Origin of the sequence: Neobacillus sp. CF12, assembly GCF_030348765.1 — a bacterium.
Taxonomy (GTDB): domain Bacteria; phylum Bacillota; class Bacilli; order Bacillales; family Cytobacillaceae; genus Neobacillus.
This window is the reverse complement of the sequence record NZ_JAUCEU010000007.1, coordinates 954,679-966,241: the sequence shown is the minus strand read 5'-3', so window position 1 is coordinate 966,241 and position 11,563 is coordinate 954,679. Positions and strand designations below refer to the sequence as shown.

General features: G+C 35.3%; 11 protein-coding genes and 1 pseudogene. All 12 read left to right on the top strand.

Annotated elements, in window-relative coordinates; translation table 11 throughout:
* Positions 1-1,047 precede the first annotated feature (1,047 nt).
* Complete coding sequence (gene fabF, locus QUG14_RS04880) at positions 1,048-2,286, top strand: beta-ketoacyl-ACP synthase II (RefSeq protein WP_289339400.1); 1,239 nt, start codon at positions 1,048-1,050, stop codon at positions 2,284-2,286.
* A gap of 308 nt (positions 2,287-2,594) precedes the next feature.
* Positions 2,595-3,173, top strand: a complete 579-nt coding sequence (locus tag QUG14_RS04875) for a TetR/AcrR family transcriptional regulator (protein ID WP_289339399.1) — start codon at positions 2,595-2,597, stop codon at positions 3,171-3,173.
* 77 nt (positions 3,174-3,250) lie between these two features.
* Entirely contained in the window at positions 3,251-4,438 is a 1,188-nt protein-coding gene (locus tag QUG14_RS04870) for an MFS transporter (RefSeq protein ID WP_289339398.1), read from the top strand.
* 100 nt (positions 4,439-4,538) lie between these two features.
* Positions 4,539-4,768 (top strand): annotated as a pseudogene (locus QUG14_RS04865) (DUF1904 family protein); the annotation flags it as partial.
* Positions 4,769-5,527: 759 nt separating this feature from the next.
* Positions 5,528-5,995: a DUF3291 domain-containing protein gene (locus QUG14_RS04860; RefSeq protein WP_289339396.1), complete on the top strand. Its 468-nt coding sequence runs from the start codon at positions 5,528-5,530 to the stop codon at positions 5,993-5,995.
* A 17-nt stretch (positions 5,996-6,012) separates the two neighbouring features.
* Complete coding sequence (locus tag QUG14_RS04855) at positions 6,013-6,555, top strand: methyltransferase domain-containing protein (protein WP_289344070.1); 543 nt, start codon at positions 6,013-6,015, stop codon at positions 6,553-6,555.
* Between the two features lie 164 nt (positions 6,556-6,719).
* The gene (locus QUG14_RS04850; RefSeq protein ID WP_353961102.1) at positions 6,720-7,139 is read left to right on the top strand and encodes a DUF3888 domain-containing protein; all 420 of its coding nucleotides are present in this window, start codon (positions 6,720-6,722) and stop codon (positions 7,137-7,139) included.
* An 851-nt stretch (positions 7,140-7,990) separates the two neighbouring features.
* Positions 7,991-8,323, top strand: a complete 333-nt coding sequence (locus QUG14_RS04845; RefSeq protein ID WP_289339394.1) for an MmcQ/YjbR family DNA-binding protein — start codon at positions 7,991-7,993, stop codon at positions 8,321-8,323.
* 229 nt (positions 8,324-8,552) lie between these two features.
* Positions 8,553-9,038 carry a DinB family protein gene (locus QUG14_RS04840; protein WP_289339393.1) on the top strand — a complete coding sequence of 162 codons (486 nt, stop codon included), beginning with the start codon at positions 8,553-8,555 and terminating at the stop codon, positions 9,036-9,038.
* Positions 9,039-9,271: 233 nt separating this feature from the next.
* A complete protein-coding gene (locus tag QUG14_RS04835; protein WP_289339392.1) occupies positions 9,272-9,781 on the top strand; it encodes an AAA family ATPase in 510 nt (169 codons plus the stop codon).
* Between the two features lie 210 nt (positions 9,782-9,991).
* Positions 9,992-10,669, top strand: a complete 678-nt coding sequence (locus QUG14_RS04830) for a GNAT family N-acetyltransferase (RefSeq protein ID WP_289339391.1) — start codon at positions 9,992-9,994, stop codon at positions 10,667-10,669.
* Positions 10,670-10,973: 304 nt separating this feature from the next.
* Positions 10,974-11,462: a DinB family protein gene (locus QUG14_RS04825; protein ID WP_289339390.1), complete on the top strand. Its 489-nt coding sequence runs from the start codon at positions 10,974-10,976 to the stop codon at positions 11,460-11,462.
* Positions 11,463-11,563: the final 101 nt, after the last annotated feature.

Here is an 11,563-nt window from a genome sequence, read left to right as displayed (position 1 = left end):
ATCAAAGTTTGGTCATTTTACAAACATCTACAAATATTTTCATATTAAAATGTCCAGTTCGATCGAACTAGACTTTTTTACTTATTAATCATTACTTGATGAGAGGATTCCGAAAACGAGAAAATGTTTATATGCTGAGCTTGATCGTTAAAAAAAGGATAAGGTGAACCGTATCACAAATAGTGTTAAAGTGTAGAGTGGAGGTAAAACTACCTAAAGTAATCATTTTAGTGTCATCTCTAGTGCCAAATTGACTGTGAATTAGAGGTCAACTTCGAGAGGGAGAATAATAAATTTCGTTTTATTGACTTAAAATAATTTACAAGAATGATATACAAAATAACTTATTTTCTCTAGGAGGGATATTGTGAGATTTTTACCGTACGTTGTTAGATATTTGTTTATATTGTTACTAGTATTTTCATTCTTTTTACTGGGAGTAGGCTTCCTGTTTAATGATACCGGAGCCAGTGCAATTACTATATTAAAAGTATTTTGGTGGATTATACCCATTATTTTATTCTTTGGAATCAATGAGTATTTGATAAAAAGAGGGGTATTGCGTTCATTAAATAGTTTATGTATTTACGGAATATGTGTATTAGGCATTGGAATTTTGATTATTACATGCGTTCGAGTCAATTGATGTTAAACTAGCCCCAAATAAACATATGTCTTATACCTTAATAGGGCAAATTATTTGAGAAACTAGACATTCTTTCTATGGCTATTTTAATTGTCAATTTGGATGTCCATAAATCTGCCAAAATGCTGGCATGTACCTTTAAAGTAAGCCTTTGCTCGTTCGCAAGACACTCTTTTCCTTTACAGGAGAAATCCTTCTCTATGAAAGGTAGCCATTAAAACTAGACCACAATTTGCTTATAATGGTTAACACTTGACAAAAACGGTTCCTAAGGTATTTAATAAAAAAGACCAATTGGTCCTTTTGAAAAATTATAATTACAAGCACATTAATTACGATTTGAAAAACTTCTTGAAAGTAGGAAACATTACAAGAAAATCAAAGTTGTTTGGAGGATTTAAATGAATCGTAGAGTCGTTATTACAGGTTATGGTGCCATCACACCATTAGGAAATGATGTCGCGACATTTTGGAATAATATAAAGAACTCAAAATCTGGTATTAAAAAGATTGAATTTGAAGGTTTTGAAGACATAAATACTAAAATTGGCGGAAGGATTGATGCTTTTTCACCTGAAAATTATTTAGATAAAAAAGAGTTAAGTAAGTTTGATAAATTTGTCCAATATGCCTATGCAGCTGCCAAACAAGCTCTAGATCAATCTGGATTAAACATTGAAAATGAAGATGAAAATCGCTTAGGGGTATTCATTGGTTCAGGAATTGGCGGATTAGATACCGTTCTAGAAAATCATCAAACCCTATTAGAAAAAGGCGCAAGAAAAGTATCTCCATTTATGGCACCGATGATGATCATAAATATGGCTGTTGGTATTGTATCAATTAAAACGGGATTTAGAGGTACAAGTTTTTCACCTGTATCCGCTTGTGCAACAGGTAATCATGCGATTGGTGAAGCATTTTTAAATATCCGACATGGGTATTCAGATGCCATTTTGGCAGGAGGAACAGAAGCATCAATTAATCCATTATCTTTCGCTGGCTTCTCTAGAATGAAAGCCATGTCAACGAACAATGATTCACCAAGTACAGCAAGTCGTCCATTCGATAAGACACGAGACGGTTTTGTAATGTCTGAAGGGTCTGGAATTTTGTTACTTGAGGAATATGAACATGCGAAAAATCGAGGGGCAACCATATTGGGAGAAATTATTGGGTATGGATCTACCACAGATTCCTATCATATTACTTCACCAGATTATAATGGCGCAGTTCGAGCAATGAAGTTAGCGATTGAAATGGCGAACATAGAAACAACCGCCATTGATTATATTAATGCACATGGTACAAGTACACCTGAAGGCGATAAATCAGAGACAAAAGCAATTAAAAATGTCTTTGGTGAACATGCTTACAAGCTAAAAGTTAGTTCAACAAAATCAATGACAGGACATTTATTCGGTGCAGCAGGCGGGGTCGAATCTATTATCACGCTTAAAAGCATTTCAGAAAATTTGATTCCTGCAACCATTAATTATGAACATCCTGATGAGGACTGTGACCTTGATTATGTACCAAACAATCCAATTAATGCGGAGGTAAATTACGCAATTTCCAATGGATTTGGTTTTGGAGGTCATAATGCGGTTTTAGTATTTAAGAAATTTAATGGAGATTGATCTGAGTATATAATGTTCTAGAATAAATGATATACAAATTTAAGATGGCTTATTTAGTCATCTTTTTTTAGAATAAACAGTACTTTCCAAGGAATCCTTTTGTATGGATACATCCCTTTCCTATTTTTATTGATACTTATTATTAATTTTTTTAAGAAAAAAGTAATATTAAAATGAGAGGTAATCAATAATACTAGATTATCATTGGAAAATAATTAAGATTATGATGACTTCATCTATTGACAGAAATGTACCAATAGTATTAAATAAAAAAGAACAACTGGTCTTTTTTTATGGAGGTGTGTAAGGTGAATAAAGGGGAACGTACGAAAAAATATATCATTGAGCAATCATCATCTTTGTTTAACACAAATGGCTATAAATCCACTTCTATTGCTGAAATCATGAAAGCAACCGGATTAAAAAAAGGAGGGATATTCTACCATTTTGATAGTAAGGATGATTTAGCGAAGGCTTCTTTTTCCTACTCGTTGATGACACTTAAAGAGAATTACCTAGAAGCCATTAAATCCAAAACGTCAGCAAGCAATCAATTTCAGGCTTTTATCACTATTTTTATGACGTTGTTAAACAATGATATCATAGTAGGTGGATGTCCTTTAATGAATGCAGCCATTGAAGCTGATGACACCAATATTTTGATCGAAGATTCCATTAAAGAAGGCTTCGAAGGCTTAATAAAAATTATTAAAGACATTATTGAGTTTGGAAAAAGTCAAGATGAAATTGACAAGCATATGGATTCTGAAGAAATGGCGGTGTTCATTCTTTCATCTTTGGAAGGTGCATTGGCCCTTAGCAGATTGTATAAAGATAAGCGTTATTTAGATATGATTACTAAGCAGATAAACGCCATGCTTTTCTAATTCTTAAATTTTTTTGAATTAAAAAAGACCGATTGTTCTTTTTTAGGAATGAAAAATACGTGAGAGTAGGGAACAGAATGAAAAGAATGCTATGGGTTATTCTTATGATGTCGTGTGGGGCAACGTTTATTTCATCTTTATTTCCTATATACAGTGAATACTACCAGTTGAATAGTCTACAAATAACCATATTGTTTGCCATCTATGCCGCTATCCTAGTGCCAACATTGCTTATTGTAGGAGCAAAAGGCAGTACATGGGGTTTGAAAAGAGTTCTTCGGGTAAGTATATGGATTTCAATCGCTTCCACCTTGATTTTTCTGGCGAGTTTTAATGTCTGGATGCTCTATCTTGCAAGGATATTAGAAGGTGTCGCATATGGAGCTTTTACGGGTACAGCTGTTGCCTTTTTAATTAAAGTAACTTCTCCAGCTAAAATGAGCACAGCGATTAAGTTATCAGGAGTAACGGTACTAATTGGTTTTGGCCTGGGACCCGCTATTGCAGGTTTAGTGTTGCAATATCTAGATTGGCAGCCGCTTCGTTTACCATTTTGGATTCTCCTTATCATGTTAATTAGTGCATTATTGATTTTGGAGACCCTGCCAAAAGAGCATTACTTGCATGGTCAAAAATCTGGAAAAACTAAGATCTCAATTGGTGTACCGACCAATATTCGCTCCCATTTTTGGTCGTTTATCGGGCTGCCGATTTTTATAGGTTTCACGTTGCAAGGAATTGTTTTATCCCTTGTACCTTCATTTGCTAAAAATGTCATCCATACTTCCAACCTATCTGTCCCTGGCTTATTAATTTTGTTACTTCTAGGTGGAGGGGCCTTGGCTCAGTTCATTCCTTGGCCGGGTAATCCCGTTACACGAATCCGTTTAGGATTACTTTTGATTATTATTGGGTCTTGGGTTATTGTGCTTTCTGGTCAAACAACGAGTTTAATGTTACTCTGGACCGGTATATTCTTCCAAGCTGTTGGCGGTGGCTGGATGTTTCAAATTACGTTAAGGTTAGCCGGTGAGTTACCGAAACTAGAAGAACGTCCACGAGTTATCACGGCTTTTTATTTATGTGGCTACACCGGGTTTATTGTTCCGGTTGTGGGGGTAGGAGCACTGACTCAATTTTTTAATTTGAACGTTTCGTTAATGGTACTAAATGTGCTCGCCACCCTAATGGTTATTTATGTGTTGAGTTATTCTGTGAAATTCAACCGTTCCTATTCAAAGATAAATAAATCAGTTACCATCTAATCCAATAAAAAAGGAGCTTGGAATTGTCAAGTTCCTTTTTTGTACAAACAGGGTTTTGATTTTCCTTTACCGCTATGTTCATGGAAAGACAATCTTTTATTTCACCTTAGAAATTGTCCAATCAACTTATGTATTTGTTGGTGATGAAGTTCAAGGATACCCGTTGATTGAAGTTAAATGGTTCGAACGCGGTCAGGAGATTCAGGACCAATTTGCCAAAATTGTAACAAACATATTCACGCACTCGGAATTCCAGAGATAGAAGTAGCTTTCAGCACCTTTCAGGAGTCTGCGTATTATCTAAACGGAAAAAGTTTTACCACTTCATAATAATAAAGATTTTAAAGTAATAAAAATTGCGTGCCAAAACGATTATCAGTTTGTGGCTCGCCATTTTTATTATCATTCTAGTATTTTGCGATACAAGGTGGGGACTTCAAGGAGTTGCCTTCATTGGATTACAACCCGTAAAAGGATGTAACCCCAAGTAAAAATATCTAATTATCCGTGAACAATTTCTAGATATCGTAAAACAAGAAAATAATAGTGTGATATTAATTTAGCGATGTATTGCCAAATTCCATCTGCATGTTGAACCCATTCAACCATTTAAACAACTCCTTGTGACAATACAAAAATTTCTTTCTTTTTATAACAATAGTAATAAAAACCTGTTTAATTTTCTTTTTGAAAAGAAATTAATTCCAAAGCCAAATGAAGAATTTATAGAAAATAAATAATGAAGATTTAATTAAAACAGCGGAGTTAATAAAATTTAAGAATTAGAAATTTATATAGCAAATTGTTTGGTAAAGGATCAAGCATTATTGAAAATAAAATAGGGCTGTAAAATAGTTGACTTGAATTTGTCAAGTGAGTTGGAACTAAACATGGTGAGTCCATAAAATGATCACTATGATATTCATAACTATATTATGTTAACTAAGTGATGATTTAAAGATAAAAGGAACAATAACAATCAAGTAGAACAGCTGTTTGAAAGGAAAGACCCGACGTGTAATTAGAAGTTATAAGATCCTTCCTCTCTCGAATATAACTAGGTAAGGGACTATAAATGGAGGGATTCTTATGGCTTTTGTATCAATTTATACGGTTGGTAGACTAAATCAACCTTATGACCATCCTGCTTCTCGTGTGTTTTTTGAAGTGGGGTATGAAGTAATTCGACAGGCTGCCAAAACAGGGCAACTAATAAAGGAGTTTTCACCTTATGGAGTCCCTATCCCCGTGGAAGCCACCAAAGGGGATGGTTATCCCGTGCTTACACTAACAGTATGGAGAAGCCTTCAAGCCTTGCATCGTTTTACCTATTCAGGTCAGCACCGGCAAGCGTTGAGAGATCGAAGCAAATGGATGGAGTCTTATCCAGAGAAACACCTTTCATATGTAGTGTGGTGGACAGAGGAGGTGAAGGATGTCTCTTGGGAAGAGGCTTTTAAAAGATATAACTATTATGTACAGAATGGACCCACTTCTTTTGCGTTTGATTTTAAGCACGCTTTCGATGAAAAAGGGGAGAGGTGTATGGTAAAATGAATCATCACGCATAACTAATAGGGTGTGGCGAGGGTTCACATCTTTCTAATATTTACGATAATGTTAAGTCTGAAAAAAGTGTAGTAGGAGTAGGAATATATATTTCTAAAGAAGGTATCATGGTAGCTTCTAAGGACTACTCTAATAAGATTTGGGCTGTTGCTGACCTAGCTAACACACCATTTAAGAATAAACAGTTCGATGTTATTCTTAATATCTTATCTCCGTCAAATAATGCGGAATTTAATAGATTGTTGAAATCAGATGGTTTAGTAATTAAGATTGTGCCTCAAAGTGGTTACCTGAAAGAGTTAAGTGAACATCTTTTTCATAAACCTGATAAACAAAATTACTCTAATGCAGAGACTGTGGAGAGATTTAATGAGAGTTTTCAATTTGTAGAAAGTTTAAGATTAAGTTACACTATGAACCTTAATAAATCTTCAATTGAATTGTTGGTTCAAATGACTCCATTAACTTGGTCAAAAACCGAGGAACGAGTAAAATCTTTTTTTAATAAGGATTCGGCTCAAATAACTGTGGATTTGGATATTAATTAGTAAAAACACAATTTAGAAAATAGACTATAGGGTAGCCTCGTGAGGGTGCTACCCTATAGTCTTTTCTTCAACTAATAGGTGCGTAAGTTGTAGAGGATAATAAATTTGATCACATATAATAGTTATGTCTAGAATGTGTGGTCCTTTAATTATCCTTGTTATTTATGTCGTTTTTGCTATTCATACCTTTTTCCGCTACTAAGGCTGAGGTTCCTCCGAGCGGTAAAATAAAAAAGGAACTTTATTCAACGCCTGATGACATGATGTTGGATTTTATTGAGCCAAAAGTGGATCAGATGATCACGAAAGAGTATGGAGAACCCATGTCCTGGGATTGGGAAAAAATCACAGAAGTGCGCCACGTCTTGGATCATACCGGTAAAGTATCAAAGAGATGGTATGAGGTAACAACAATAATTAAAGTTTTTGTTCCAGAAGGTAAAGAACAGGATTTTAACCTTGATTCCATGACATTTAGTTTCACGCCGCTGCAATCGAAACGAGATGAAAATACAAAACTCAATGATTTAGGTGATATAAATTTTAAATTGTTGAAATACAAGCACATCCTTAAGCAGGAATAGAAAAGAGAAGGATTTACTCTTCTTCGAAATGATATTAGTAAAAAGACCTTCGATTTGATGGTCTTTTTGTGATAGTATCCATCAATGCATTCATTTCCGGTTTTTGCCGATAATAATTTAAATAAGGTAATATGATAAAGTTACATCTACCTTAAATTCGGTGGTGTGCACTAAAGCAGGGTTTAATACTACTGATGAGAGAAAGATAACTTTTCTTGTTAGTTCAATGATTACTGCAATAAATGAAAAAGATGCTGAAGGTTATATTCAAACCTTAAGTGATTATTTTATTAATGTAACTTATGGTGATAAGGAGATAAATACTATTTATGCACAGAAAAAGCATTCATATTTTGAATGCTTTTTTATTTATCTCTTTTGTAAGTATTGAATAAGGTTCATCAATAAACGTTTGGTTTCCATATAATAATAAAGATTCAAACATTGTAAGTATGAGATGATGTACTCCTGTAAATTTTACATATTTTAAATAGTTTGCCTTCTCTAGAAAGGTGTCATGAGGGACGGTTCTCATGGTACAAGTTAGACAAAAAGGACCGCTAGAACCGTCCCCATGGTATGCTTCAGCAAAGTATGATTGTCTTAAAGACCATTATTATTCCTTGAATGATTTGAGTTTTGTCTTTTGTTGTTAAAAGAATTATAAATGCGGATTATCTTGTTGATGATACTGAAAGTCAATTATAAGATTTTCTGGTCAAGGATTCTGATTACAGCCCCACATAATATTAATAAAAAAGGCTTGATTTTAGTGAACATAAAAGTTTTTGTTAAAATAAACGAAGCAGATTATCAAAATCAAGTGTATTTAACGAGGTGGAAACAAAAAAATGAATAATAGAGAGGAAGTTATTGATTACTGTTTAGAATTGGGGAACGCATATATAGATACACCCTTTCGTGATAAGAAATGGACAGTAATACGACATATGGATAAGAAAAAGGTTTTTGCATGGATATTTGAAAAGGATGAACGTGTTTGGGTTAATGTAAAAGATGAACCTAATTTACTAGACTTGATGCGTCAAATTTATCCTTCCGTGGTTCCAGCATTCCACCTTAATAAAGACCATTGGAATTCTATAATTCTTGACGGTACTATTCCAAAGGAAGGAATACAAGATATGATAAGAAAAAGTTATATTTTAACAAAAGGAAAGTAAAAATTTTGATATAATTACGGGAATTTTAAACGCATGTTTAACTTTATATCCATGCGATTTTGTAATTTCCCACAAGAGGAATCACATTTTCTTTTTGAACTAAAGGGGCAGGATTGTTGAAAAAGGAATTCAACCTATGTTTGTAGAAATAGTAATATTTAACAATGTTTGGCGTTTATCTAATAGTATTTTAACAGTTAAATTATTTTCAAAATGAGGAGGGGCATTATTGCAGACTTTTTTTAGATATAACTGGATGGTAAGAGAAGACTGGTATCGTTGGTGTGAAGAGTTAAGTGAAGAAGAACTTTTGCGGAACCGAACGGGTGGAATGGGAAGTATATTGCATACACTTTTCCATATTGTTGATGTCGAATGGAGCTGGATACGTCTATTACAAGGTAAAACTGACTTTCAGGAGAGTTTCGATAGTTATAAAAGCTTGAACAAAGTTCGAAAATTGGACACTGAATTTCATTTAGAGGTGGAAAACTTTGTGAACAACTGGGATGCTAGTATGGAAAATCAATTATTTTATGATACCTTGCAAGATGGAAGAATTGTGACGGATACTTGGGGTGAAATAATGCGACATACTATTGCTCACGAAATTCACCATATAGGGCAATTATCAATTTGGGCAAGGGAATTAGGGAAAAAGCCTGTTTCTGCAAACCTTATAGGTCGGGGTCTTTCCTCTCATTCGAATAAATAATTCATATAGATATTAATCTAGTCGGTTTCTATATATATTGGGTGCGATCCTTTAATTAGAAATCGCCTTTTCGATGTTCTGCTGCAGGTCAGTTTTGTGAAGCAATATCAGTTTGTGAAGAATTGTACTTAAAGTAACGGGGACCATAGTTGAAGAACGTGGATCGCTGCGGCGATCCATTTTTGTTATTGAATTAAAGAAGTAGTTTAGCGACAGAAATGGAGGGTCTAGCCATGGGCATTAGGAATTATCTGATTGAAGGTGTTTCCGGCACCGGCAAAACTTCGGTCTGCAAAGAATTGAAGCGGCGCGGCTACCATGCCATTAATGGTGACCATGAATTGGCTTATCAAGGCGATCCGGAAACTGGTACACGGACGGATGGCGTCACGCACGAGCACCACATTTGGTATGTAGATAAAGTAAAAGCTTTGGTCGCCAACCAGGATGAGGCGGTAACATTTTTCTGCGGTGGTTCTAGGAACTTTTCGAAATTCATAGATCTATTTGACGGCGTGTTTGTCCTCGAGGTCGACCTTGATACATTGAACCGGCGGCTTGACGAGCGACCGGAAAATGAGTGGGGCGGAAAGAAAACGGAACGGGAACTCATTGCGCGATTGCACCAAACGATAGAAGACATTCCCAAAAACGGAATTATAATCGACGCCACCGCACCGATCGAGCACGTCGTTGACGAGATCGTCCGTCAAAGCGAAGAAAATAAACGCCAACGACAGTAACTTACGGTTGCTCACGGACAGCCTAATACACCGGTGCACCTGGATACGAATAGTTCCATCAACTACGCTAACCGGGGCAAGAATTAAAGAAACGGAGCTGTCAATTTGACGGCTTTTCTCTTTGTGCTAACTGGCAGTTTAGTTTAATAAGAAGGGAAACAACCGTAACTTCTTGAATATTGGATGATGAAGTTATTGGGGGGAATGTAAATGTTATCTGATTTAGAATTGATGGTACATCATGTAAATGTGCTATTTAGACACGATACTGAAAATAGAGTGACAGTCGTTAATGAACTGCCATACGATGCTGCACCACGAATTTTTATTGGTGCCACCAGATTGGGTAGTGTAGTAAGGTTTTCAAAATCGCTGGATGATAGTCTTGTAAAGAAGTTAGAACAAGTTATGGGGTCAAATCCTGGTGCTCATCTAGGAGAAGTAATAAAGGTTTTAGGCATAGACCGTATAGTAAATAATTTATGGATTGGACCAGCGTATGTGTTTCCCGATGTCAGGGACAGGACTTGTACAAAAGCAATTATAGTAACTAATAAAAACAAAGAAATTTTAAAGCCTCATTTCCCATACACGTTTGAGGATTTTGAGAATAAGCAACCTTGTTTTGTAATTGTTGAAGATAACATTCCTGTTTCAATTTGTTGTAGTGCAAGGCAGACCTCAAAAGCGGCCGAAGCAAGTGTATTTACACATGAAGATTACCGAGGAGGAGCATACGGTGCGGATGTTACCAATGCATGGGCTTCAGAGGTACAAAAACAAGGAAGAACTGCTCTATATAGCACTTCTTGGGACAATTTCGCATCCCAATCTTTGGCAAGGAAACTACAATTGGTTCGTTATGGCAATGACATTCATATGAGTTGATTTAACGTAGAACTCCTTCTTCAGCTATCCTGAAAATACACCTCTAATCGACATGGTAAGATTGTTACGACAGTCTTTTTAAATTAAGAAAACGTTTGTGATATATTGCTATTAAACTAACGGATGCTTACGTTAAATAGGGATATGCTTCGAAGAACCTTTATTCTGAAAGGATATTTAGTTTAATAAGAATTCGGTGCACTTGAAATGGTCTTTTTTTATTAATAAATGAATAATCAGTAAGAAAGGGGTTTTCTAAACCTGTATAGAATAAGTAGTTATATCTGTTAAGGTGGGTGTTTTGATGCTTCAACACGAATATGGATGGGTTCGACAGTCTAGAGGAACTCTGTTAGATTTTTGTGGGAAATTAGATCCTAATCACTTTACTCATACTAATGGTTTCGGTTGGCAAAGTGTAAGAGACACATTGGTTCATATAGCAGATTGCTATGTTGCATGGCTTGGCTCATTTGTTTTATTGAAGACAAAAAAACCACTTACTCCAAGGGAAGAATTACATAATCTCAGTTTAGAGGAAATAATAGCACGATTTGAACAAGTAGATTCAATAGTAAATGAATTATTAGAACTACATGGACATAAATTAAACCTGCTAATTGAGAGAGAAATCCCTTGGAGAGAAGCACCTGAACTACTATCTATTACTCCTCGTAAATTGCTAATGCACACCATTACTCACGAGTTTCATCACAAGGGACAAATAGTAGCCATGCTCCGTCAGATGGGTTATGAGCCCCCAAATACAGATGTTTTAGGGACAGAAGATTAATTTATTCTAGAAGTATTTTGGGCGATGTTTAATTAACATTGCCTTTTTCGTTGAGTAAGTTTGTGAAGTATCGTACTTAAAGTAACGGGTGCAAGAGTTGA